Origin of the sequence: Stenotrophomonas sp. (assembly GCF_032103445.1) — a bacterium.
Taxonomy (GTDB): Bacteria; Pseudomonadota; Gammaproteobacteria; order Xanthomonadales; family Xanthomonadaceae; genus Stenotrophomonas.
Map to the genome: position 1 here is coordinate 52873 of NZ_DAMDFR010000018.1, position 22667 is coordinate 75539.

Below are 22667 nucleotides of genomic sequence, written 5' to 3' on the forward strand. Positions count from 1 at the left end.
GAACGCGGGTAAACAATCTCTTCGCCATCCTGTCCGCATGGCCAGCCCCTCACTCCAGCGTGGAAGAATCTCCAACATCGGCAACTGCTACGTCATCACCACAGTGACCGCCAGACGCGCCAGAATCTTCGAATGTCCGGAAAACGCCCGGGAACTGACCCGCTGGCTCCACTGCTCAGATCACGAAGGACGTACAGAATCCCTCGCTTGGGCGGTCATGCCCGATCACCTGCACTGGATGTTCTTCCTGCGCGAAACATCGCTTTCCACGGTGGTGCGCACGATGAAGTCACACTCTGCCCGGGCGATCAACCAATGCAACGGTAGCCAAGGGCCCATCTGGCAACCCGGCTATTACGACCAGCAGCAGCGCGACGAGCGCCAGTTCCGAACGGAAGCGCTGTACATCATGGCCAACCCGGTCCGCGCGGGTCTGGCGACGCGCTTGGAGGAGTACCCATTTGCCTGGTGTCGCTGGTCATTGTCTGACCAGCCGGCTGCTCTTCGCAGCACACCAACCCCGTAGAGCCGGGCTTGCCCGGCTGCTCTTCGCGCCAAAGCGTGCGCCAACGGCAGCCGGGCAAGCCCGGCTCTACGGGGCCGTCATCTCCGCCAACCGCAGCCGGGCAAGCCCGGCTCTACAAGACGCGTTCCGTATTGTCCGACGGTGTGGCGCGATCCGTTGCGCCCGACGTCATGCAGCAGGCACGCGCACCATCTTCCGCATCAAATGCTCCACCACACCTTCCGGATCCGCGGTGCGGCCCACATGCGTGCTGGACATCTGCACAATCGAACTGCGCTTGGCGGTCAGAAAATGGAAGCGCGCCCGCGCCGGCAACTGCGCAATCGGTCCAGCACCTGCATCGCCCCGGCATATGGCCACAATCGCATCCAGCCACGGCTGCAACGCCTCCAGATCCAACCCCGGCGCGAACGCCTGCATCCGCGCCACATCGATCTCGATTGCCGCCTGTAGGTGGCGCGCGCCCGGGCAGGACACGATCACCCCGACGTTGATGAACTCTTCGCGTTCGACCCGCGGCACCACGCGGATCACCGCATAGTCATACGTGTGCAGCGTGGGCACGGACGGCCTCCTGGACGAACGCGGCGCGTGCACGCAGCCGGCGCTTGAGATAGTCGATGTAACCCTGGCGGTACGCCGCCGGGCTGTCGAAGAATGGCTCATCCACCAGCCAGCTGTCCGGCACCAGTGCGACGATGCGCTCGATTTCCGCATCGGTCAGCAATGCGGCCAGCGCATCATCCACCTCGGCTATCCGGGTGGCGAACGGCAGCAGCACATGGTCGCGGATCAACGCGAACGGCTTCTCGCAGGCCTCGCAGGCATTGGCCCAATCGTGATGGAAGTACATCGCCGCGCCGTGGTCGATCAGATACAGCTTGCGGTGCCAGACCATCAGGTTCGGATTACGCGCGGTGCGATCCACATTGCTGGTGAACGCATCGAACCACACGATTCGCGACGCCAGTTCGGCATCCACCGGCATCGCCGCCGGGTCATAGTTGATCGCACCCGGCAGGTAATCGCTGCCCAGGTTCAGGCCCTCGCTGGCGCGGATCAGATCCTGGATCTCCGGGTCGGGCTCGGTGCGGGCGAACTCGCGGTCCAGCTCCACGAACACGATCTCCGGAATCGGCAGCCCCAGCGTCCGGGCCAGTTCGCCAGCAATCAGCTCGGCGATCAGCGCCTTCGGGCCTTGGCCGGCACCCCGGAACTTGAGCACCACCATGCCTTCGTCGTCGGTCTCGACTACGGCGGGCAGGGAACCCCCTTCGCGAAGCGGGGTGATGTAACGAAGCGCGTGGACAGTACGCACGGGGCATCCATTGACGAAACAAGCGACGCCATCTTACCGTGGCGAGGGGCCCGATTTCGGCGAGGCCCGCCCATGGATCAAGGACCGGTCGATGAACGAATACACCTACATTCTGGACATCCGTCTGTATCACCCCTCGGTGGATCCGGAACAGGTCAGCCAGACCCTGGGCATGACACCCAAATACAAGGCGAAGGCGGGCGAACCCCGTTTCACCCCGAAAGGCCGGCGGCTGGAAGGCGTGCACTCCCAGAGCTACTGGTCCTGCGATCCATTCGACATGCGCTGGTGCTCATCGCACGAACGTTCGGTGGACGACGCACTGGTGGACATCCTGGAAGTACTCGAGCCGCACGCGGGGTTCCTGCTTGAGCTCGCGCGCGATGGACGCAATACGATCTGGTTCAGTTCGCACAGCAATCGCAACTTCACCATCGAGATACCGCCGGACACGCTGGCGCGGCTGGCGGCGCTGAAGATCTCGCTGGTCCACGACGTTTACCAGGGCGAGTAGCCCTTTCCTCACTCTTCTGGAGATTCCTGATGTATACGGACGAACTGCGTATCCCCGACAGCGTTCTCAGCGACCCGGAGGCCTTCGAGATCATGCGCCTGTGGGCTGCGCATGAAGAGTTGCACGTCACCCTCAATTCCGACCTCAGTGGTGGCGCTGAAGACTTCGGGGAACTGCTTTCAGACCTGTTCGAGCACGCCGCGCGCATGTTCGCCGAACGCGACGGGCAGAGCGTGGAACTCTGCCGGACGGTGATGCTGGCCGACTTCATGGCGCGGGTGAAGGCCCCCAAGGAGAGCATCGAGGGCGGCATCGTGGATACCGGCGAGACCGTGAAGGCGCATTGAGGCTTCGGGGCCGCCCTGTTGGTCTCGCGTCTTCGCATCAGTTTGGATCCAGATCCCACGGACTGAACTGAAGCAGGTGGGTGCCGAGCATGTACGCGTAGACGGCGGAGGGAATGAAATGGAACTCGCAACCATCGAACTCCTTTCGCCCCTCTCTCGTACGGGTTGTGACCAGGAAAGGCTGATCCAGCTGAGGGTGCTTCCGATAGAACTCCGTGCAATTGCGGAGTTCCCCAACGCTGTCGTAAGGCTTATCGGTCCATTTGATCTCTACGGCCCAGTCCGGCTTCTGCGACGTCTTGTCGATGGACACGATATCCACTTCGCCATCCTGCCAGCGCGCGTAGCACAACTGGACCGTATTGGAGTGCTGCCACTGACTGAAGATGGCGGTCTCCACGACGCTGCCAAAATGCTTGTCGTCGGGAGCGATTCGACCGAACAGGGCGGCACGCATCGACGGATTGGTCAAGTACACCTTGAAGCCGGTTGCCCGTTTGAACTGCTTGGCATTGTTGTCGATGCGCTCAACCCGCTTAATCAGGAAGGCAGCCTCGAGGTATTCGATGTAGCGCTTGATGGTGTTCTTGGCGACACCGGATGATGTGGACAGTCCCTCCAATGAAACCTCGTTGCCGGTGTTGTAGGCAAGTGTATTGAACAGCTTGTTCAACTCCTGGATGTCATTGATTCCGTACAGACTAGGCAAGTCGCGCAGCAGCACCTTGTCGATGATGTCGCTCTTGATGTACTGCTCGGGATTGTCGCGGACATCCTCCACAATCACCGCTTCCGGGTAGCCACCGAAGTTCAGGTAATTGACGAACTCAGCATTGAGGGCCTCGATCTCGGTTGCCCCATACTCGAAATCACCCGGGGTGGTCTCGTGCCGAGAGATCAGGCCGTTTTCTTTGTTGATGAAGGCCAGATATTCCGCGAATGTCAGAGGTGGCAAAATGAAATCGGAGAAGCGCCCGGCACCCGACTCATTGCTTTTCATGCGCAGTGCCGCTGCAGCTGAGCCCGTGGCAACGAAGCGGTAGTTCGGGAAGGAATCGACCAACGACTTGAGATGGACTTCCCAGTCCTTCAGGTATTGGATCTCGTCGAAAAAGATGTACGCCACATCGTCACGACCGATGCCGCGTTCGACAAGGTACATCCGGAGCAGGCGTTCCAGAGATTGCCCTGTATAGATCGGTGTCTCCATCGATATGTAGAAGATCGCCCCACCTGACACGCCGGAGTCGAGCAACTCACTGATGGCTTGATAGACGAGTACGGTCTTGCCGACACGGCGTGGTCCCATCAAGATCACTGCGCGGCGAAGTCGCGCGTTGCGGACCTTCTTCAGAAACGGCTGGAAATATCGACGTCGTGGCGATTGGGCGAAGGGAACCTTGGGAGCCGGATCCTCCCACCAAGGGTTGTCGAACCGCATGCGGTTGACCACGTCCTCATTGGCAATTTCGAGCACACCGGCCTCCATAAGATCAATCGGTTGATCTTATCCTTACATACAGTTGAATTAAGATCAATCAATTGATCTTAATGTATTCGGACTCCAATGACCCGGTCACCTGGGTTCTAGCCATGTGAAAAGGTGCGGAAAATCCCGGTTTAGATCGGTCGAAATCCGTGACCAACGACATGCTACGGAGCCAACCGGCTCGGCTAGACTCGAAAGGTCGCCGCGCTCTGCGTGGCCTGACCCATAAGGGAGTCCGTAGTGCACCGTACGATGCTGGTTGCTGCTTCGCTGGTCCTCACCGCCACCCCCTGCGCCCTGCAGGCCGCTGACCTCGCTGCGGAGGTCAATCCGTTCATCGGCACCACCAACGCGGGCAATGTGTACCCCGGCCCGCAGATGCCGTTCGGCATGGTCGCCTTCAGTCCGGAAATGACCCCGCTGCCCGGCAAGCGCTTCGCCATCGCCGCGCCCGGCGGCTACGAATGGCGAGGCAACGGCGTGCGCGGTTTCAGCCTGACCCACGTCAACGGCACCGGCTGCACCGGAGCCAGCGGTGATGTCCCGATCATGCCGGTCACCACGGCGGTGGAGATGTCGCCCTCGTCGGTGCAGGCCGGCCTGCGCTACGCAAGTGGCCTGGATCACAAGCGTGAATCCGCCAGTCCTGGTGCGTATGAGCTCACCCTCGACAACGGAGTGACTGTTGCACTCGGTGCAACCGACCGCACAGCCGTGGGCCAGTTCTCATTCCCGGCCGACAAGCCGGCCAACCTGCTGTTCCGCACCTCTGACAGCGAAGTGGGCAGCAGCGATTCCACCATCGTGATCGATCCGGCCACGCGCACCGTGCGCGGTACGGTGACCTCCGGCAACTTCTGCGGCTACCTCGCCGAAGACCGCCGCGAAAGCTACTACACGCTGCACTTCGTGGCCGAGTTCGACCAGCCGTTCGAGGTGGGTGGCACCTGGCGCGACGAAGACGTGCAGAAGGGCGCGCGCGAAGGCGGTGGTGGCACCACGTACGGCACCCAGGGCCATCCGCCGGTGGGCAAGGGTGCCGGTGGCTGGATCAGTTTCGATGCCAAGCGCAGCCCGGTGGTGACCGCACGCATCGGCATTTCCTATGTGGACGAGGCCGGCGCGCGCGCCAATCTGCGCCGCGAAAGCCCGGTGGGCACCACGCTGGCCGCCACCCAGGCGGCCGCGCGTGCGGCGTGGAATCGCCAGCTGGGGCAGGTGAAGATCAGTGGCGGCACCCCGGACGAGCGCACCGTGTTCTACACCGCGCTGTACCACACGCTGCTGGCCCCGAATCTGTTCAGTGACGGCGATGGTCGCTATCGCGGCATCGACGGCAAAGTTCACAGCCTGTCCAAAGGCCAGAAGGCGCAGTACGCCAATTACTCCGGCTGGGACGTGTACCGCTCGCAGCTGCAGCTGGTGACCCTGCTGCAGCCGCAGGTGGGTTCAGACATCGCGCAGTCGCTGCTCAACCAGGCCGACCAGAATGGCGGCGTGTGGGACCGCTGGACGCATCTGACCGGCCCGACCGGGGTGATGAACGGCGATCCGTCGCCGCCGTCGGTAGCGGCCATCCACGCCTTCGGTGGGCGCACGTTCGATCTGGCGCGTGCCTATGCGTCGCTGAAGAAGGCCGCCACCGTTCCGACCGAGCGCGACCTCAGCCGGCGCGGCTGCCCGGTGTTGTGCGTCGGCCAACGCCCGGGTCTCGACCAGTGGATGAAGCTCAAGTACATGCCGGTCGGCGCACCGGGCTGGGGCACCGCATCGGACACGCTGGAAATGGCCGCGGCGGATTTCGGTCTGGCCGAGCTGGCCACCGCTGCAGGCGATAAGGCGGGAGCGACGCTGTTCCGCGAACGCTCTGGCTGGTGGCGCAATCTGTACAACCCGAAGGCGACCGCGCAGGCCGGTTACATCCAGCCGCGCAATGCCGATGGCAGCTGGCCGACGTTCGATCCGGCCTCGGATGAGGAGTTCGTTGAAGGCAGCGGCGCGCAGTACCTGTGGATGGTGCCGTTCGACCCGGCCGGATTGATTGCGGTGCTGGGCGGGCGCGAGGCCGCGATCCAGCGACTGGACGCGTTCTTCCGCAAGGAAGATGGCAGCTGGGCGGTGACCAAGTCCGGCCCGCTGCACGCCGAGCTGGACAACGAACCCTCCATCGCCGCGCCGTGGCTGTACAACTTCGTCGGCCAGCCGTGGAAGACCCAGGCCACCGTGCGCCAGGCGATGAAGCAGATCTGGACCAACGCACCGGAAGGCATGCCGGGCAATGACGATCTGGGCCAGATGTCGTCGTGGTACGTATGGTCGGCGCTGGGGCTGTACCCGGTGTATCCCGGCCGTGCGGATCTGGTGATCGGCAGCCCGCTGTTCCCGGAAGCAGTGATTGAGCGGCCGGGTGCGAAGATCACCATTACCGCCAATGGGGCGGCGATGGATGCACCGTTTGTGCAGGGGTTGAAGGTTAATGGCAAGGCCAGTGAGGAAAGCTGGCTGCCGGCGAGCTTCGTGCAGAAGGGCGGAAGCCTGGACTTCACCGTGGGCAGTGAGCACAACCCGCAGTGGGGCAGTGCAACCGTGCCGCCGTCGTACGGCCCCTCGCCGTAACACCGGGCATGCCCGGCTGATCGCAACCGCCCACGTAGAGCCGGGCTTGCCCGGCTGCTTTCCGCGCGATGCATGACCGGTTTGCCGGGCTGCTCTTCGCGCAATCCATGACCGTAGAGCCGGGCTTGCCCGGCTGCCGTTGGCGCGATCCTTCCCGCGAAGAGCAGCCGGGCAAGCCCGGCTCTACGGGGCTGCCGTTACGTCGCGTCATCCACCTTCAACGCCGCATCGGCCGCCAGCAACGCCTCCGCCGCCTGGCTCAACGGCGGCGAAGCCACATCCTCCGCACCAATCGCCGCCATCATCTGCGGCATCCCCACAAACCGGCGATTACGCCGGTCGTAAATCCCGGTCACCAGCAACGCACGTGTGGCGATCTTCTCCTCACCCAGCAACACCCGCTGCTCCATGATCACCCGTGTGCCGACCCAACCCGCCAACCGCGTTTCCAGCGTAAACCGCTGGAACGGCTTGAGCTCGCGGCGGAACTGGATGGTGCCCGCCCCAACAATCGGGGCCCACTTCTCGCGCAGGGCCACCCGGCCCAGGCCCATGCGCAGGATCAGGTCCAGCCGGCCCAGGTCGAAGATGTTCCAGTAGCGCCCATTGGTCATGTGCAGGTTGCTGTCCAGGTCGTTGGGCAACACCCGGAACTGCAGCCGCGACACCCCGAACGGGGCAGCCAGCTTCGGCCGGAACAGGCTCTGGATCATCAACAGCAATAGGCGGAACCACAGATTCATACGTTCTATGACAGGTGTAATAGTCCGGCGTACGCTAATCTATGACACCCGTCTTAGCAAGGAGCCCCGGCATGTCTCCCCGTCATAGCGATGCACCGCAACGCGTGGTCAGCGCGGCCGAAGACATGCTGGCGCGGGTAGGGCTCAATGCCACCAGCATTCGCGAGGTGAGCAAGCTGGCTGACGCGCCGTTGGGTTCGACATACCACCATTTCCCGGGAGGGAAGCAGGAACTGTTGGCCAGGGCCACGCGGCAGGCCGGTGACAAGGTGGATGCCTTGTTGGAGCGGGTGTTGCAGGCCGGCGCGGCGGACGGATTACGGCAGTTTCTGGCGATGTGGCGCGAGCGTCTGCTGCGCGCGCAGTTCCAGGCCGGCTGCCCGGTGCTGGCGGCATCAGTGGAGGAGCCGGTGGATGCGGTGGCACGGGAGGTGCGCGATGCGGCGGCCGAGGTGTTCGCGCGCTGGGAAGCGCGGCTGGGCGAGGCGCTGGAGAGAGCAGGGCACGCGTCCGCGCAGGCCGCAACGTTGGCCACGCTGATCATTGCCAGTGTGGAGGGTGCGGTTGCAATGTGTCGCGCCACGCAGAGTATCGAACCGTTTGATCGAGTCAGTGTGCAGTTGTTGGAGCTGGTGTAACGCGCCCGGGCCATGCCCGGCTGCTCTTCGCGCAATGCATGCGCCTTTGTATGCCGCCAACAGCAGCCGGGCAAGCCCGGCTCTACGTTCCGGGCGCTTCCGCCAATGTCGGCCCACTTGCATCCACCCACCCCCCAGACCTACGATCCAGCTTCGGCCCGCCGCCGGGGAGGTGGCGTGGCGACATGACGGCCCTCGCGCCATGCGTTCGACGCAGCATTTCGTATCCGACGGTACGCGGGGGCGTGCCGTCAGCCCCCCGTTGTGTTTCGTTCTTTCTTACCGAAGGAGTTCGACCGCATGCATACGATCCAACAGTTCGCGTCCCACACCCCGATCTGGGTCTGGGTGATCCTCGCTTTCCTGCTCTGGCGCGGCATCGACGCGCTGAAACCCTCGAAAACCTCGCTGGCCCGCCTTGCCGTAGTCCCGGCCATTTTCACCGTATGGGGCCTGTGGAGCCTGCATCACCGCTACGGTGCCAGCATCGAAGCCTGGGGCGTGTGGCTGCTCGGCATCGCCATCGGTGCCGGCATCGGTTGGCTGCTGGTGCGCCGCCAGAGCATCAGCTACGACGCCATCGATGGCCACCTGCACCGCACCGCTGATTACTCGCTGCTGCCGCTGCTGATCCTGACCTTCATCGTCAAGTACGCCTTCGAGGCCGCGTTGGCCACCGCTCCGGCGCTGGCCGACGATACCGTGTTCCGCATCGCCCACCTGCTGGTGTCCGGTGGCTTCACTGGTGTGTTCATCGGCAAGTTCCTGCACTACCTGCGCGTGGCTTCGCTCAGCCGTGAGCAGGCGATTCCGACGTGACAGGCCGCTCCGCATCATCCGGCCTGCGCCGCCGCCCGACCCCGAAAACCCGGCGCAGCGCAGGCCTGCTGCCCTGGCTGGGACTTATCGGCAGCATCGGCATGGCGCTGGTGGTCACGGTCTTTGCGAAGCTGCTTCTTATCAACTTCGTCGAGATGTACACCACCTACGGCCAGGAACTGCCGTGGTTGTCGCAGGTGTACCGCAACAATTACATGCTGTTCTGGCTGGGGCCGGTGGCAGTAGGGTTGCTCTGGTACATCCGGCGTGACAGCTGGGGGCCCCGCGTGGCGGGGCTGCTCGGCCTGCTGATCGCGCTGGTAGGCGCGGTCAGCACGATCTTTGCGCTGTACCTGCCGTACATGCGCATGGCTTCTCTGTTCTGAGGATCAGCGCGGACGCCAGAACCCGGACTGCAGTTCGGCCAGCGTGAGGACTTCGTCATGGTCTGTGTCCAAAGACTGGAAGCGCATCTCCACCACGCGACGTACCTCTTCATCGCTCAGCTCACCGTCGCCGTTGAAGTCCGCCACGCGGATCCGATCGGCGGCGGTGAGCTGGCCGTCACGGTCCGGTCCGAGGAATGCCTGTACTTCCTCGACCGAGATCCGGTTGTTGTTATCGGCATCCAACGCCTGGAACAGGGTGGTGCCGTCGTACTCGTCCTTGCTGACCTCGCCGTCGGCGTTGCGGTCCAGCGTGGCGAAGCGTTCGGCGGCGGTGGTGGCCATCTGTTGTGCGTAGGCCGGGGAAAGCAGGATCAGGCAACCGCACACACAGGGAAGCAGCGTCTTCATGGGGCACCCCGTTCGCTGGAAGGAGTGCGTAGTGTCCGCCCGTTGGAGGCGCGGGGCACCCGTAGATTTACTGGTGTGGCGTGATGGCGTTGACACGCATGGCGGCGGGTCGAACGCATGACGATGGCGTTGACACGCATGGCGTGTCACTACGATCCATGGTCGGGCGATGTGGGTGGGTGCCCGGGATTGCTTGGTGCTTTGGTGGGATCGGTCGACAGACGATCGCCGTGAATTGGTCCGCGTTCTTTAACGCATGGACACCTGATCGAAAAACGCCCCTTCCCACGCACCCGTGACGCACACGGCACGAACGCTCAACCTCACAAGCAACTAAACCGCGCACGCGCATCACACAATCAAACATCCACCACTGCGCATCACCTGCATCACCTTCGAACACCGCGCCCTACTGCCACACGCGTTTCGAAATTACACCGCGCCAAATGCGTCGCACCATTTGATCGTGCGCGCGAAACACGACACCATCCTTTCGCAATTGCCTGTTTTTTTTGGTGATTGTTTCCTGCAGGGTAGGCCCCGGAGCGTAGAATCTCCAGATCAGACACAACTTGTTGTCCTGCGTCGGAACGTCTGTCCAACGTCGGGAGGGTGGCTAATAAAACACCTCCGTAGTGAGGGAATATGCCCGCCGTTTCTGTGTCTGATCTGCGGTTCTAACCTCCCGACCCCTCGCCATTCCGGCAGGGGTCGCACTCTGCAGGAGGTTTGCCATGCAAGCGCAATGGTCGGACGTACCCGAAGACGATTTCAACAACCCAGCACCCGCGCACCGCTGCGCGATATGTGGCGGCACCCCGCCCACACCGCCGCCGCCCTACGACGATGACTCCGGCGGCGTCGAGTACATGATGATGCGCGGCCGCTGGCTGCGTTACATGGGCCTGGGCAAGGGCACCTGGTTCAAGGTGGAGTTCGATGGCGAACGCATCATCTCCACGCCGGTGTATCCCCCGGGCTTCCGTATGCTGCACATGCCCACCGAAGTGCTGCGCGAGGTGCATTACACGCAGGTGCGCGAGTACCGCCACCATCCACAGCCGCGCCGCCGGCGGAGGGCACGCCGATGAGAAAGCCGGTCTGGGTTAGGGCGAAGGTGGAGGATGACCTGCGTTGCCGATTCAAAGGTGTGGTGATGCGGGAGCACTACGCGCCAGCGGAGGCCATCCGGATGTTCATGGAACGCGTGGTGGAGCTGGGTGAGAACCCGAATGGGGTGGACCTCACGCTGTGGAGTAATGCGTTTCGGGAGGCGTCTGATGATGTGGCGTATGAGATGGGTATCGGGCAGCCGGAGCCGGACTTTGGCGAGGAAGATGAGGTGCAGCGTGCTCGGCGGGAAGGCTGGGCGAGCCCGGGGTTTGGGCGTGATTGAGCGTTTCGTTGCACCTCACGCCGGGGATTTGCACCGCACAGGTAATCCGCCGGTAGGGTCGCACGACAGTCGACCGCCGATAACGGTGATTGGCGCGGTAGGGCATGACCTGGAACGGAGAAGCGCGTCCCCGTTCGGAGGTCATGCGTTACAGCAGCGATGGTTGTTATCGGCGGTCGTCTTTCGACCGACCCTACCTCGAACCCACTGCCCGCGCTTGCAGGGAGCATCATGATTCCGAAACCACCTGATGAACCAACACCACCGCTACATCCCGGCGAAATCCTGCGCGACGACTTCATGCGGCCGCGCCGCCTTTCCAATCGCGCACTGGCCTGCGCCATCCACGTATCCAGCACGCGCATCGCGGGAATCACCCGATGTGCCTCCGCCATAACCGCCGATACCGCCCATCGCCTGGGCTGTTACTTCAACACCTCACCCTGGTTCTGGATGAACCTGCAGACGCGTTTTGATCTGGAGAAGGCGGAACTACAAGTGCCGCACCCGAACGAACGAATTGCGCCACTACCGCTCGATGTCGATACAACAGGGTTGGAGGTGCAGGACGGCAAGGAGTGGGGTGTATGGTGAAGTCGTATATCCGACGTCTGCTACCCGGTTACCCCAAACCTCCGGCGCTGCCCCAGAAGCGCAGCACGCTTCCACCGATTCCCCGCAGCCTGCGAACGCAGTTAAAGGATTATCCGGAGCACCTCGAACGGCTGCAGTTGGCCCTGCATGGCGTCAGCGTTGCGCGAACGACGCGCCGGCCGCGCGTCGAAATGGCGGTGTGGGCGATCGATGATCGCCTGTCCCGGTTCCTCGCAGAGGCGCAGCATGAGCTGGATGCCGCCCGCTGCAGCGGCGACCCGGAACGATTGGCACGGGCGAAGAGAGACGAGGCGGTGATGTTTGAGGTGAGCCGAAAGAACGCGTGGATGGGCGATGAGGTGTTTGCCGAGTGGTTCCGGGTGGAGGTGGGGTCCGGATCCACAGACCCGGACCGTTCATGACACGCATGGCGTGTCACTACGGACTCAATCAAACCGCCAACGCACCCCGGCATACACACTGCGCCCTTCAACCGGCGTCGAACGCGCCACATCGCGTCCGGCGTCGTCATACCCCGGCGTTACCGTCGCCGCATAGTGACGGTCGCCGATGTTGCGCATCTCCGCCCACAGCTGCCAGCGGCCGCTGGGCGCGTCGAAGCCCACGCGCGTCCCGAACACAGCGCGACTATCCGCCCAGAAGCTGTTGGCATAATCCACCGCCATCTTCGACGCCGCATCGGTATTTACCGCCGCATACCAACCGGTCGGGTGGTCATAACGCAGCTCAGCCTGATACGCATGACGCGGCAGACCAGGCAACCGGTTGGAGCCAAAGCGCGCGTCATCGCGGTAACGGAAATCATTGAACGTATACGCCTGACGCAGTCCAAGCCGACCGCCCGGGCCCTCCCACAGCGTGCTGTCCAACCCGGCCTCGATGCCGCGATGCACGGTCGGGCTGGCGTTGTTCTCGGCTACGAACAGGTTCGGTACCGGCAGCACTTCCACGCTCAGAAGTTCATGCCGCACATGGGCGTAATAGCCAGTCAGTTCCCAGCGCCCCAGTGAATTGTCGCCACGCGCACCCAGTTCCAGCGTGGTGGCGGTCTGGTTGTCCAGTTCCACCGGCGCACGCTGGCGGCCGCTGGACGCGCCGTTGCCGGCTGGGAAGTACAGGTTAGAGCCCCAGATCATCGACCACGGGTGCGCCGGTTCCACCGAACGGCTCAGGTTGCCGAACCACTGTGTGGCGGGGGTCTGCTGCCAGGTGAAGCCGATGCGCGGGGCGTAGTCCCAGTCGCTTTCCTTCACCCGCTCAGGTGTATACGGCCAGGTCACCTGCACATCACGACGGGTATTGATCAGCGCCAGCCCGGTCTGCAGGCGCAGGCGGTCGTTGAGGCTGAGCTCGTTGCTGGCATGCACGGTGGTATCCGTACCGTGATGCGAGAAGTCACGCGTATGCGTGCCGGCCGCGTAGCCGTTATTGGCGAAGCGCAGCGTCTCGCGCACATCCGCATCCAGATCGTGGGTCACGCGCAGGCCCACGGTGGTGACGCTGTCATAGCCGAACAGCGCATGACGGCGACGGTAGTCCAGTGTGGCGTTGAGATTGCTGTAGTCCAGCTGCTGGCGGTACAGGCTTTCGTTCAAGTCCATCGGGAACTTGTGGTACACCAGCCCGGCTTGCAGCGATGAATCCACATCGATCTGCCACGTGGTCATGTTGCCCAGCCAGGTGCTGCCCGGCTGCGGGCGACGTGCATCAATTGCCAGGTTGGCCGGGTTGGCCGCGCGTGGATCGTGACGAATCTGCTCGCGGGTGAGGCGTCCGGACGTTTCGTGGTTGGTTTCGCGATAGCGCACGAAGAAGCGCGTTTCCAGCTGCGGCGTGATCTGCCAGCCGAGGTTGGCCATCGCACCCTTGCCGTCGCCGGCGGAGTGGTACTGGTAACCGTCGTATTCGCTGTCGGTGTAAGCCAGGTAGTAATCCAGGTCACCGCTGACGCCGCCATAGCCGACGCTGCGCTTCTGGTAACCCCGGCTGCCGGCTTCGTACTGCACTTCCAGCCCGGCCGAATCGCGCCCGCTGCGGCTGACGTAGTTGATCGCGCCGCCCAGGGCCAGCGCACCGCGCTCGATGCCGTTGGCTCCGCGCAGCACTTCGGCGCGGCTCAACCACAGCGGTTCCAGCAGTTCGTACGGGGTGCCGCCGGGGCCGGTCAGCGGCAGGCCATCCAGTGAGACGGAGATACCCGAGGCATGCGCGCCCGGGCCACGGTTGATGCCGGAGCCACGGATCGACACCTTGGTGCCTTCGTTGCCCGGCGACTGCGCGCTGATGCCCGGCTGGTAGGCCAGCACGTCGGCGCTGCTGGCCAGGCGGCCGTTGGCACGAGACAGGTCGACCACGTTGCCAGCACCGGGGACGCGCTTGAGCGCGGCGCGGGCCTGTTCGACGTCGCTGGCGGCGGTGACCTTGACCGCATCAAGGGTGGTCGGCGCGTCGGCCGGGGCGGCCAGCGCGGGGTGGGTCAGGGTGGCGAGAACGGCCAGGGCCAGCGGGGACAGGGTCGGGCGGTGCAGCGAACGGGAAGAGGGCATGCGTCTGACATCAAGGCGGAACGGGGCCGCGGATGGCAGAAGCTGCTGTCAACCGCGATGAGGCCGCGCAAGTTAACAGGTTCGGTGGGTGGCGTCACCCTATGGGCGTGCGGATCCTTCGCCTTGACCATTCACCCGTAGAGCCACGCCCTGCGTGGCTGCGACCACGTTTGGGACCGCGGAGCCACGCAGGGCGTGGCTCTACGGGGTGACCTACACCGCGAAGCCACGCAGGGCGTGGCTCTACGGTCCTTTAGAGAATTCCGGGGAGGTCCAGCTTCTTTTCCTTCGCACACTCGATGGCGATCTCATACCCCGCATCCGCATGCCGCATCACGCCGGTGGCCGGGTCGTTCCACAGCACGCGCGCAATCCGCTTCGCCGCCGCTTCCGTGCCATCACACACAATCACCATGCCGGCGTGCTGCGAGAAGCCCATGCCCACGCCGCCACCATGGTGCAGCGACACCCAGGTGGCACCGCTGGCGGTGTTGAGCAGGGCGTTGAGCAGTGGCCAGTCGGACACGGCGTCCGAGCCGTCGGCCATGGCCTCGGTCTCGCGGTTCGGCGAAGCCACGCTGCCGCTGTCCAGATGGTCGCGGCCGATCACCACCGGGGCCTTCAGCTCACCGTTGGCCACCATTTCGTTGAAGGCCAGGCCCAGCCGGTCGCGATCGCCAAGGCCGACCCAGCAGATGCGCGCGGGCAGGCCCTGGAACTTGATCTTCTCGGCGGCCATGTCGAGCCAGCGGTGCAGGTGCGGGTTGTCCGGAATCAGTTCCTTGACCTTGGCGTCGGTCTTGGCGATGTCTTCCGGGTCGCCGCTGAGCGCGGCCCAGCGGAACGGGCCGATGCCGCGGCAGAACAGCGGGCGGATATACGCCGGCACGAAACCGGGGAAGTCGAACGCGTTGGCCACGCCTTCTTCCAGCGCCATCTGGCGCAGGTTGTTGCCGTAGTCCACGGTCGGCACGCCCAGCGCATGGAAGCCGAGCATGGCGCGGATGTGGTTGGCCATCGAGGCGCGCGCGGCCTTTTCCACTTCCTTCGGTGCGCTCACCCGCTTGGCGTCCCACTCTTCCACGGTCCAGCCCTGCGGCAGGTAGCCGTTCACCGGGTCATGCGCGGAGGTCTGGTCAGTCAGCAGGTCCGGCTTGACGCCACGCGCCAGCAGTTCGGCCAGCACGTCGGCGACATTGCCGAGCAGGCCGACCGACAGCGGCTTCTTCGCCGCGCAGGATTCCTCGATCAGGCGTAACGCCTCGTCCAGGTTGTCGGTCCAGGTATCCAGATAGCCGGTGCGCAGGCGCATGTCGATGCTGCTCTGGCGGCATTCCACGGCGAGGCACGACGCGCCCGCCATCACAGCTGCCAGCGGCTGTGCGCCGCCCATCCCGCCCAAGCCGCCGGTGAACAGCCACTTGCCTGCGAGATCGCCGCCGAAGTGCTGGCGGCCCATTTCCACGAAGGTTTCGTAGGTACCCTGCACGATGCCCTGCGCGCCGATGTAGATCCAGCTGCCGGCGGTCATCTGGCCGTACATGGCCAGACCCTTCTTATCCAGTTCGTTGAAATGGTCCCAGTTGGCCCAGCGCGGCACCAGGTTGGAGTTGGCAATCAGCACGCGCGGCGCATCGGCATGGGTGCGGAACACGCCGACAGGCTTGCCCGACTGCACCAGCAGGGTCTGGTCGTCATCCAGCCGCTTCAGGGTTTCGACGATGGCATCGAAGCTGGCCCAGTCGCGTGCGGCGCGGCCGATGCCGCCGTACACCACCAGCTCCTGCGGGCGCTCGGCGACGTCCGGGTGCAGGTTGTTCATCAGCATGCGCAGCGGCGCTTCGGTCAGCCAGCTCTTGGCGCTGAGGGTGGTGCCGGTCGGGGCGATGATGGTGCGGGTGGAATCGTGACGGCTCATGCAGCACTCCGGGCGTTCGCGAATTCAAGGCAGGCGTTGAGCACCTGCTGCAGCGTGTGGCGCAGCGGTGCGGCGTGGTCGGGGTCGAGCGGGGTGGGCCAGCTGTGCACGTCCACGTCGGTGGGTTCGTGCATGTAGCCACGGCAGGCCAGTTCCATCTGCAGGCTGTGCACGCCGGCTGGAATGTCGCTGTAGTGGCGGGTGATCCAGCCGCCCTTGAAGCGGCCGTTGCGAACATGCGGCATGCCGCTGAACGCACAGATGTTTTCCACCACGTCGGCCAGCGCGTTGTCGCAGCTGGTGTCGACCGCACCGGACGGACCGGCGGTGCCGAGGTTGAACTGCGGCAGTTCGCCGTCGAACAGGTGCGGAATGTGCGAGCGGATCGAATGCGCGTCGTACACCACCACGGTGCCATGCAGCGCACGCAGGCGCGAGATCTCACCGGCCAGCGCAGCGTGGTATGGATCGAAATACTGCGCCCGGCGCTGCGCGATTTCCTCGGCGTCCGGTTCCTGCCCGTCGCGGTACAGCGACTGATTGTCGAACGTGGTCAGCGGGCACAGGCCGGTGGTGTTCTGGCCCGGGTACAGCGACGCCCCGCTGGGGTCGCGGTTGAGGTCGATCACCGAGCGCGAGATCGCCGAGCGCACCGTGGTCGCACCCATCGCGCGGGCGAAGTCGTACAGCTCATGCACCCACCAGTCGGCGTCACGACGTGCCAGCCACGGCGACCAGAAGCGGTCGACCAGCGCATCCGGCACGTCGGTGCCGGTATGCGGGAAGCTGACGATCAGCGGTGCATCGCCGCGATGTACCTGCAGCCAGTCCGGATGCCCGGTCATGCCAGCGGCTCCACGGCGGGCAGCAGCTTGCCCAGCCCTTCCGCCAGTGCACCGCTGCGCACCAGTTCGGTGGCGGCCAGCATGTCGGGGTGGAAGTAGCGGTCGTCCTGCAGCGTGGGCACCTGCGCGCGCAGGCGCTGACGCACTGCTTCCAGCGCGTCGCTGGAACGCAGCGGAGCGTGGAAGTCGCAGCCCTGCGCGGCGGCCAGCAGTTCGATGCCGACCACGTTAGCCGCGTTTTCGGCCATGGCCAGCAGACGGCGTGCGCCATGCGCGGCCATCGAGACATGGTCTTCCTGGTTGGCCGAGGTGGGAATGGAATCCACGCTGGCCGGGTAGGCGCGCTGCTTGTTTTCCGACACCAGTGCGGCGGCGGTGACCTGCGGAATCATGAAGCCGGAGTTGAGGCCGGGCTTCGGAGTGAGGAAGGCGGGCAGGCCGGACAGCGCCGGGTCCACCAGCATCGCGGTGCGGCGCTCGCTGATCGAACCGATCTCGCACACCGCCATCGCCAGCATGTCGGCGGCGAAGGCCACCGGCTCGGCGTGGAAGTTGCCGCCGGACAGCGCTTCGTTGGTATCGGTGAACACCAGCGGGTTGTCGGATACGCCGTTGGCTTCAATAGTCAGCGTGGTCGCGGCCTGACGCATGACGTCGAAGGCCGCGCCCATCACCTGCGGCTGGCAGCGCAGGCAGTACGGGTCCTGCACGCGCACGTCGTTGTCGCGGTGTGATTCGCGGATGGCGGAGCCCTGCATCAGCGCGCGCAGCGTGGCGGCGGTGGCGATCTGCCCGCGCTGACCGCGGATCTGATGGATGCGCGGATCGAACGGCGTGTCTGAACCCTTGGCCGCTTCCACCGACAGCGCACCGGCGACCAGCGCGGCATGGAACACGGTGCTGATTTCAAACAGGCCGGCCAGCGCATACGCGGTGGAGTACTGGGTGCCGTTGAGCAGGGCCAGGCCTTCCTTCGCGCCCAGCACCAGCGGCTGCAGGTTCAGGCGGGCGAGGGCGTCGGCCGCCGGCAGGCGTTCGCCACCAACAAACGCTTCGCCCACGCCGATCATCACGCTGGCCAGATGCGAAAGCGGAGCCAGGTCGCCTGATGCGCCGACAGAACCCTGGCACGGAATCACCGGCACGATGTCGTGCTGCAGGAACGCCTCCAGCAGCGCCAGCGTTTCCGGGCGGATGCCCGAAGCGCCCTGGGCGAGGCTGGTGAGCTTCAGCGCCATCATCAGCCGCACCACCGGGGCCGGCATCGGCTCACCGACGCCGGCGGCGTGCGACAGCACGATATTGCGCTGCAGGGTGGCCAGGTCATCGCGCTCGATGCGCACGCTGGCCAGTTTGCCGAAGCCGGTATTGATGCCGTACACCGGCTCGCCCTTGGCGACGATGTCGGCGACGGTCTGCGCGCTGCGCGCGACGGCCTCGGCACTGGCCGGGTCCAGGCGCACCTGCGCGCCGGTGTAGATGGCGCGCCACTGTTCCAGGGTGACGTGGCCCGGGGAAAGGGTGAGGGTGTTGCTCATGGAATCTCCAGACATCACAACGTTGCTCAGACAGGTTCACCGCGCATGACGCGCGCGTGCAGGGGATTGAAGCCGATGCGGTACACCAGGTCGGCCGGAGCCTGGATGTCCCACACCGCCAGATTGCAGTCCATGCCCACCGCCAGCCGACCAATGCGGTCGGCGCGGCCCAGCGCGCGCGCGGCTTCGCGGGTGAAGCCGGCGATGCATTCGTCGACAGTCATGCGGAACAGGGTGGCGGCCATGTTCATCGCAAGCAGCGGGCTGGTCAGCGGCGAGGTGCCGGGGTTGCTGTCGGTGGCCACTGCCAGCGGCACGCCGGCAGCGCGTAGCGCGGCCAGCGGGGGCAGGGTGGTATCGCGCGTGAAATAGAACGCGCCGGGCAGCAACACGGCCACGGTGCCGGCGGTGCGCATGGCGGCAATGCCGTCGTCGTCGAGATGCTCGATATGGTCCGCCGACAGCGCGCCGTAGCGGGCGGCCAGCGCCGCGCCGTGCTGGTTGCTGAGCTGTTCGGCGTGGATTTTCACTGCCAGCCCGTGCTGGCGCGCGGCCACGAACACCTGCTCGGCCTGTGCCGGGCTGAAGGCGATGTTCTCGCAGAACACGTCCACCGCTTCGGCCAGCTGCTGCGCGGCCACGGCGGGGATCATCACCGTGCAGACCTCGTCGATGTACTCCTGCGCGTCACGACCGGGCGGCACCGCGTGCGCGCCGAGGAAGGTGGGCACGACTTCGACGGCGCGGGTTTCAGCCAGCTGCCGCGCCACGCGCAGCTGCTTGGTTTCGTCTTCCAGGGTCAGCCCATAACCCGATTTGATCTCGATCGTGGTCAGGCCTTCGGCCAGCATCGCGTCCAGCCGGGGCAGGCTTTGCGCCAGCAGCTCCGCATCGCTGGCGGCGCGGGTGGCGCGCACGGTGGAGACAATGCCACCGCCGGCGCGGGCGATGTCGGCGTAGCTCACGCCCTGCAGGCGCTGCTCGAACTCGCCGGCACGGTTGCCGGCGTAGACCAGGTGGGTGTGGCAGTCGATCAGCCCCGGGCTGATCCAGCGGCCGCCGGCGTCGATGCGGCGGGCCGGCTGCAGATGGGCGTCGCTGCCGGCGGCACCCGCGTGCACGATGCGGCCCTGGTGGGCGGCAATCACCCCGTCTTCGATGATGCCCAGGCCAGGGCCTTCCAGCGTCATCAGGTTGGCGTGGGTCCAAACGGTGTCACAGTGCACGGCAGCCACCACATCAGCTCATATGTCTATACAATATAGGCGACGCTTCCGGGATGTCCAGTGATGCCTGAAACCAACGCTTCCACCGTCGCCTTCCATGCCGAACACGCACTGCTGCCGCAGGGCTGGGCCCGCGATGTGCGCATTGTCGGCCGTGGCAACACCTTGCAGGAGGTCACGCCCGGGGTGCCGGCGCAGGACGGCGATGTTCCGCTGACCATCGCGCTGCCCGGGCTGGGCAACCTGCACAGCCACGCCTTCCAGCGTGGCATGGCGGGCCTGACCGAGATCGGCGGGCGCAGCGGTGACAGCTTCTGGAGCTGGCGTGAACTCATGTATCGGTTCCTGGCGCACCTGCAGCCGGAAGCGGTGCAGGCCATTGCCGAACAGGCCTATGTGGAAATGCTGGAATCGGGCTTCACCCGGGTCGGCGAATTCCACTACCTGCATCATGCGGCCGATGGCACGCCATATGCGAACCGCGCCGAGATGGCCGCGCGCATCGCCGCGGCGGCGCAGGGCAGTGGCATCGGCCTGACTCTGCTGCCGGTGTTCTACGCGCATGCCGACTTTGGCGGTGCGCCGCCGAACCCGGCGCAGCGCCGGTTGATCCATGACGTGGACGGCTTCGCGGAGCTGCTGGCCGGCTGCCGGCAGGCCCTGCGTGGACAGGACGACGCGGTGCTGGGCATCGCGCCTCACAGCCTGCGCGCGGTTACCGGCGAGGAGTTGGCCGCACTGCTGCCGCTCAACACCGGCCCGGTGCACATCCACATTGCCGAACAGACGCGTGAAGTGGACGCCTGCGTGGCCTGGAGCGGCCTGCGCCCGGTACGCTGGCTGTACGAACATGCACCTGTCGACGCGCGCTGGTGCCTGGTGCACGCCACCCATGTGGATGCCGACGAGGTGCAGCGCATGCTGGCCAGCCAGGCGGTGGTGGGCCTGTGCCCGATCACCGAGGCCAACCTGGGTGACGGCCTGTTCCCGATGCCGGCATTCGCGCAGGGCGGCGGGCGCTTCGGGGTCGGTTCGGATTCCAATGTGCTGATCGATGCGGCGGAAGAGCTGCGCCTGCTGGAGTATGGCCAGCGCCTGCAGTTGCGCGGTCGCAATGTGCTGGCCCCGCAGGAGGGCGTTTCCAGTGGCCGCTGGTTGTTCCAGCAGGCGCTGCAGGGTGCGGCGCAGGCGCTGGGCGTCGGCCATGGCCTGCAAGCGGGTGCGCCCGCCGATGTGGTCGAACTGGACCCGCAGCATCCGGGGCTGATCGCGCGCAACGGCGACGCCTGGCTTGACAGCTGGGTGTTCGCCGCACGTAATGGAGCGGTGCGCTCGGTGTGGCGTGGCGGCCGGCAATGGGTCCGGCAGGGGCGTCATCTGCACCGTGACGCAGTGGCGGCGCGCTTTGCGGCCGCGCTGCAGGGCGTGCTGAAGGCCGCGCAATGAACACCCGCCCCGTGACTCGATTGATCAGGATTTCCGCGTGACGGGCAAGAAAGCACCCACTCTCAACCAGCGTATCCGCGAGGATCTGGAAGGCCGCATCCTCAGTGGGCAGTGGCAGCCGGGTTTCCGCATCCCGTACGAACACGAGTTGATGGAGCAGTACGGCTGCTCGCGCATGACGGTGAACAAGGTGCTCACCGCCTTGGCCGAAAGCGGCATGATCGAGCGCCGTCGCCGCGCCGGGTCGTTCGTGGCACGGCAGCCACCGCATCTTGAGCAGGTGGCGCTGGAAATTCCCGACATCGCCATGGCGGTCGGCGCGCGCGGGCATACCTATGGGTACCAGTTGCTGGACCGGGCGCATCGCCGCGCGGACCCGGGCAACGAAGACGAGATGGCGTTATCGGGCGGACGCATGCTGCTGGCGATCCGCTGCCTGCATCTGGCCGACGGCCAGCCGTTCGCGCTGGAGCACCGGCTGATCAATCCAGAGGGTGTGCCGGAAGCGCTGCAGGTGGATTTCTCGGTGATGGCACCGGGCAGCTGGCTGCTGCAGAACGTGTCGTGGACGCGTGCGCAGCATCGGATCAGCGCGTGGGGGGCGGATGCCCCAGCGGCCGGGTTGCTGAAGGTGAAGACCGGCACGGCGTGCCTGGTGATCGACCGTCATACGTGGCGAGGCGAACTGCCGATCACCCGCGTCAAGCAGATGTTCCTGGGCGATGCCTGGGATCTGGTCGCCCGCTTCGCGCCAGGCGCGCGTTAATCAAGGACGCGTCGTGGGGCCATGTAGAGCCGGGCTTGCCCGGCTGCTGTTGGCGCGCGAACGGCAGCGGGGCAAGCCCCGCTCTACGTAACCGCGCGATTCAACGAACCCGCGCGCATCAACGTGACCGCGCGCATCAACGTAACCGCGCGCCGGCGTAGTGCCGGGCCATGCCCGGCACCGACCATCACGACGTCGCGCACTGCCTCCACCGCACCGGCTCTTCCGCACCGGGGCGCGGGTTGAGCTGGATCCGCACGGTACGCAGCGCCGGATAGCGCTTCACTTCCGTACAGATCAGCGGCCACACCGCATCAATCTCCTCACTGCGGTTCACCGCCAGGGTCTGGCTGGTCTGCCAGAACGCGCTCAGCACGCCGGTCTGCTTGCCAACATTCTGGGCGAGTTCGCGCCGGTACTGGGCCAGGGTGGCCGCATCCGGGTCACCGTCGGTGCCAAGAATGCTGCCGGGCGCGGGGTGGCCAGGGTGCTGGGCCGCAGGTGCCGGGGTCGCAGCGGCTGCCGCAGGCGGAGCCGAAGCCGGTGCTGCAGTGACCGGGGGCG

Annotated in this window: 23 protein-coding genes and 1 pseudogene; 13 read left to right on the forward strand and 11 right to left on the reverse strand. The window is 65.3% G+C overall.

Annotation, left to right across the window (positions count from 1 at the left end; translation table 11 throughout):
* Positions 1-37: 37 nt before the first annotated feature.
* A complete protein-coding gene (locus RT551_RS09010) occupies positions 38-526 on the forward strand; it encodes a transposase (RefSeq protein ID WP_313457694.1) in 489 nt (162 codons plus the stop codon).
* 168 nt (positions 527-694) lie between these two features.
* On the opposite strand, the gene RT551_RS09015 is transcribed toward RT551_RS09010, so the two are convergent.
* Positions 695-1090, reverse strand: a complete 396-nt coding sequence (locus tag RT551_RS09015; protein WP_313457697.1) for a DUF3037 domain-containing protein — start codon at positions 1088-1090, stop codon at positions 695-697.
* Entirely contained in the window at positions 1068-1844 is a 777-nt protein-coding gene (locus RT551_RS09020; RefSeq protein WP_313457700.1) for a HipA family kinase, read from the reverse strand. Before RT551_RS09020 ends, RT551_RS09015 begins: the two co-directional genes overlap by 23 nt.
* 91 nt (positions 1845-1935) lie before the next feature.
* On the opposite strand from RT551_RS09020, the gene RT551_RS09025 reads away from it, so the two are divergent.
* Both RT551_RS09025 and RT551_RS09030 read left to right on the forward strand, forming a co-directional pair.
* Positions 1936-2358 carry a DUF4279 domain-containing protein gene (locus RT551_RS09025; RefSeq protein WP_313457703.1) on the forward strand — a complete coding sequence of 141 codons (423 nt, stop codon included), beginning with the start codon at positions 1936-1938 and terminating at the stop codon, positions 2356-2358.
* Between the two features lie 29 nt (positions 2359-2387).
* Positions 2388-2705, forward strand: a complete 318-nt coding sequence (locus RT551_RS09030) for a DUF5076 domain-containing protein (RefSeq protein WP_313457705.1) — start codon at positions 2388-2390, stop codon at positions 2703-2705.
* A gap of 37 nt (positions 2706-2742) precedes the next feature.
* Here the strand turns inward: RT551_RS09030 and RT551_RS09035 are convergent, their stop codons facing one another.
* On the reverse strand, positions 2743-4182 hold the full coding sequence (locus tag RT551_RS09035; RefSeq protein WP_313457708.1) for an ATP-binding protein: 1440 nt from the start codon (positions 4180-4182) through the stop codon (positions 2743-2745).
* Positions 4183-4434: 252 nt separating this feature from the next.
* Between RT551_RS09035 and RT551_RS09040 the strand changes: the two genes are divergently transcribed.
* Entirely contained in the window at positions 4435-6810 is a 2376-nt protein-coding gene (locus RT551_RS09040; protein ID WP_313457711.1) for a GH92 family glycosyl hydrolase, read from the forward strand.
* 197 nt (positions 6811-7007) lie between these two features.
* Here RT551_RS09040 and RT551_RS09045 read toward each other — a convergent pair whose 3' ends face one another.
* Entirely contained in the window at positions 7008-7553 is a 546-nt protein-coding gene (locus RT551_RS09045; RefSeq protein WP_313457714.1) for a thioesterase family protein, read from the reverse strand.
* A 71-nt stretch (positions 7554-7624) separates the two neighbouring features.
* On the opposite strand from RT551_RS09045, the gene RT551_RS09050 reads away from it, so the two are divergent.
* The 3 genes from RT551_RS09050 (at position 7625) to RT551_RS09060 (ending at position 9396) form a co-directional block, all read left to right on the forward strand.
* Positions 7625-8191, forward strand: a complete 567-nt coding sequence (locus RT551_RS09050; RefSeq protein ID WP_313457718.1) for a TetR family transcriptional regulator C-terminal domain-containing protein — start codon at positions 7625-7627, stop codon at positions 8189-8191.
* A 300-nt stretch (positions 8192-8491) separates the two neighbouring features.
* Positions 8492-9010, forward strand: a complete 519-nt coding sequence (locus RT551_RS09055) for a DUF6622 family protein (protein WP_313457720.1) — start codon at positions 8492-8494, stop codon at positions 9008-9010.
* Complete coding sequence (locus RT551_RS09060; protein ID WP_313457722.1) at positions 9007-9396, forward strand: hypothetical protein; 390 nt, start codon at positions 9007-9009, stop codon at positions 9394-9396. Before RT551_RS09055 ends, RT551_RS09060 begins: the two co-directional genes overlap by 4 nt.
* A 3-nt stretch (positions 9397-9399) precedes the next feature.
* Here RT551_RS09060 and RT551_RS09065 read toward each other — a convergent pair whose 3' ends face one another.
* Positions 9400-9807 (reverse strand): EF-hand domain-containing protein, encoded by a 408-nt coding sequence (locus tag RT551_RS09065; RefSeq protein ID WP_313457725.1) that lies wholly within the window; start codon positions 9805-9807, stop codon positions 9400-9402.
* Positions 9808-10541: 734 nt separating this feature from the next.
* Between RT551_RS09065 and RT551_RS09070 the strand changes: the two genes are divergently transcribed.
* From RT551_RS09070 to RT551_RS09085, 4 genes are all read left to right on the forward strand, one after another.
* A complete protein-coding gene (locus RT551_RS09070; RefSeq protein WP_313457727.1) occupies positions 10542-10898 on the forward strand; it encodes a hypothetical protein in 357 nt (118 codons plus the stop codon).
* Entirely contained in the window at positions 10895-11203 is a 309-nt protein-coding gene (locus RT551_RS09075; protein ID WP_313457729.1) for a hypothetical protein, read from the forward strand. The genes RT551_RS09070 and RT551_RS09075 overlap by 4 nt, the downstream gene beginning before the upstream one ends.
* A gap of 231 nt (positions 11204-11434) precedes the next feature.
* Positions 11435-11797, forward strand: a complete 363-nt coding sequence (locus tag RT551_RS09080) for a HigA family addiction module antitoxin (RefSeq protein WP_313457732.1) — start codon at positions 11435-11437, stop codon at positions 11795-11797.
* Positions 11791-12219: a hypothetical protein gene (locus RT551_RS09085; protein WP_313457735.1), complete on the forward strand. Its 429-nt coding sequence runs from the start codon at positions 11791-11793 to the stop codon at positions 12217-12219. The genes RT551_RS09080 and RT551_RS09085 overlap by 7 nt, the downstream gene beginning before the upstream one ends.
* Positions 12220-12243: 24 nt before the next feature.
* On the opposite strand, the gene RT551_RS09090 is transcribed toward RT551_RS09085, so the two are convergent.
* The 5 genes from RT551_RS09090 to hutI form a co-directional block, all read right to left on the reverse strand.
* Positions 12244-14364 (reverse strand): TonB-dependent receptor, encoded by a 2121-nt coding sequence (locus RT551_RS09090; RefSeq protein ID WP_313457737.1) that lies wholly within the window; start codon positions 14362-14364, stop codon positions 12244-12246.
* A 253-nt stretch (positions 14365-14617) separates the two neighbouring features.
* Positions 14618-16282: a urocanate hydratase gene (gene hutU / locus RT551_RS09095; RefSeq protein ID WP_313457740.1), complete on the reverse strand. Its 1665-nt coding sequence runs from the start codon at positions 16280-16282 to the stop codon at positions 14618-14620.
* Positions 16279-17127 carry an N-formylglutamate deformylase gene (hutG, locus tag RT551_RS09100; RefSeq protein ID WP_313457743.1) on the reverse strand — a complete coding sequence of 283 codons (849 nt, stop codon included), beginning with the start codon at positions 17125-17127 and terminating at the stop codon, positions 16279-16281. The genes hutU and hutG overlap by 4 nt, the downstream gene beginning before the upstream one ends.
* Positions 17124-18665, reverse strand: a complete 1542-nt coding sequence (gene hutH / locus RT551_RS09105; protein WP_313457746.1) for a histidine ammonia-lyase — start codon at positions 18663-18665, stop codon at positions 17124-17126. Before hutH ends, hutG begins: the two co-directional genes overlap by 4 nt.
* Before the next feature lie 26 nt (positions 18666-18691).
* On the reverse strand, positions 18692-19891 hold the full coding sequence (hutI, locus tag RT551_RS09110; RefSeq protein WP_313457748.1) for an imidazolonepropionase: 1200 nt from the start codon (positions 19889-19891) through the stop codon (positions 18692-18694).
* Between the two features lie 63 nt (positions 19892-19954).
* Here hutI and RT551_RS09115 point away from each other — a divergent pair, with 63 nt between their 5' ends.
* Complete coding sequence (locus tag RT551_RS09115) at positions 19955-21337, forward strand: formimidoylglutamate deiminase (protein ID WP_313457751.1); 1383 nt, start codon at positions 19955-19957, stop codon at positions 21335-21337.
* 37 nt (positions 21338-21374) lie between these two features.
* Positions 21375-22103: a histidine utilization repressor gene (gene hutC, locus RT551_RS09120; RefSeq protein ID WP_313457753.1), complete on the forward strand. Its 729-nt coding sequence runs from the start codon at positions 21375-21377 to the stop codon at positions 22101-22103.
* A 187-nt stretch (positions 22104-22290) separates the two neighbouring features.
* On the opposite strand, the pseudogene RT551_RS09125 reads toward hutC, so the two are convergent.
* Positions 22291-22667 (reverse strand): annotated as a pseudogene (locus RT551_RS09125) (hypothetical protein); the annotation flags it as partial.

Bases quoted from the DNA above. Each gene is read 5' to 3' on its own strand.
- RT551_RS09025 (WP_313457703.1), top strand. From the start codon at position 1,936: ATGAACGAATACACCTACATTCTGGACATCCGTCTGTATCACCCCTCG.
- RT551_RS09085 (WP_313457735.1), top strand. From the start codon at position 11,791: ATGGTGAAGTCGTATATCCGACGTCTGCTACCCGGTTACCCCAAACCT.
- RT551_RS09075 (WP_313457729.1), top strand. From the start codon at position 10,895: ATGAGAAAGCCGGTCTGGGTTAGGGCGAAGGTGGAGGATGACCTGCGT.
- RT551_RS09030 (WP_313457705.1), top strand. From the start codon at position 2,388: ATGTATACGGACGAACTGCGTATCCCCGACAGCGTTCTCAGCGACCCG.
- RT551_RS09055 (WP_313457720.1), top strand. From the start codon at position 8,492: ATGCATACGATCCAACAGTTCGCGTCCCACACCCCGATCTGGGTCTGG.
- hutG (WP_313457743.1), bottom strand. From the start codon at position 17,127: ATGACCGGGCATCCGGACTGGCTGCAGGTACATCGCGGCGATGCACCG.
- RT551_RS09080 (WP_313457732.1), top strand. From the start codon at position 11,435: ATGATTCCGAAACCACCTGATGAACCAACACCACCGCTACATCCCGGC.
- RT551_RS09115 (WP_313457751.1), top strand. From the start codon at position 19,955: ATGCCTGAAACCAACGCTTCCACCGTCGCCTTCCATGCCGAACACGCA.
- hutH (WP_313457746.1), bottom strand. From the start codon at position 18,665: ATGAGCAACACCCTCACCCTTTCCCCGGGCCACGTCACCCTGGAACAG.
- RT551_RS09090 (WP_313457737.1), bottom strand. From the start codon at position 14,364: ATGCCCTCTTCCCGTTCGCTGCACCGCCCGACCCTGTCCCCGCTGGCC.
- RT551_RS09010 (WP_313457694.1), top strand. From the start codon at position 38: ATGGCCAGCCCCTCACTCCAGCGTGGAAGAATCTCCAACATCGGCAAC.
- RT551_RS09070 (WP_313457727.1), top strand. From the start codon at position 10,542: ATGCAAGCGCAATGGTCGGACGTACCCGAAGACGATTTCAACAACCCA.
- hutU (WP_313457740.1), bottom strand. From the start codon at position 16,282: ATGAGCCGTCACGATTCCACCCGCACCATCATCGCCCCGACCGGCACC.
- RT551_RS09045 (WP_313457714.1), bottom strand. From the start codon at position 7,553: ATGAATCTGTGGTTCCGCCTATTGCTGTTGATGATCCAGAGCCTGTTC.
- RT551_RS09065 (WP_313457725.1), bottom strand. From the start codon at position 9,807: ATGAAGACGCTGCTTCCCTGTGTGTGCGGTTGCCTGATCCTGCTTTCC.
- RT551_RS09050 (WP_313457718.1), top strand. From the start codon at position 7,625: ATGTCTCCCCGTCATAGCGATGCACCGCAACGCGTGGTCAGCGCGGCC.